The organism is Pseudomonas sp. GW822-FHT04C11 (assembly GCF_058800905.1).
On the sequence record NZ_JBXAMS010000052.1, the window covers coordinates 1 to 506 of the forward strand.

1 pseudogene is annotated in these 506 nt (G+C 58.3%); it reads left to right on the top strand.

From position 1 onward, the window contains the following. Window positions 1-506, top strand: a pseudogene (locus AC1RJ3_RS29660) (hypothetical protein); the annotation flags it as partial.

A 506-nucleotide genomic window follows, 5' to 3' on the forward strand; every position in this document is an offset into this window, starting at 1 on the left:
CCCTGGACCGTTACCGTAGAAGCGGTGGCGGTGAAACCCGCAATCGGCGAAGTGAAAGACTCCGACGGCACCGCGATCAGCAATCCCGATACGACCAGCAAAACGCCGTTGACGCTCACAGGCACGGTAGCTGAAGGTAAAAAACTCGACATTTACGACGGCGCCAATCGGCTGGATGAAGTCACGGTGACGGGGACCACGTGGACGTTCACTACAGTGGAGTTGTCTCCTGGCGAGCATGTTTTCACGGTCAAGGAGCAGGGTGCCGGTGGGCAGCAGTCGGATCCCTGGACCGTTACCGTAGAAGCGGTGGCGGTGAAACCCGCAATCGGCGAAGTGAAAGACTCCGACGGCACCGCGATCAGCAATCCCGATACGACCAGCAAAACGCCGTTGACGCTCACAGGCACGGTAGCTGAAGGTAAAAAACTCGACATTTACGACGGCGCCAATCGGCTGGATGAAGTCACGGTGACGGGGACCACGTGGACGTTCACTACAGTGGA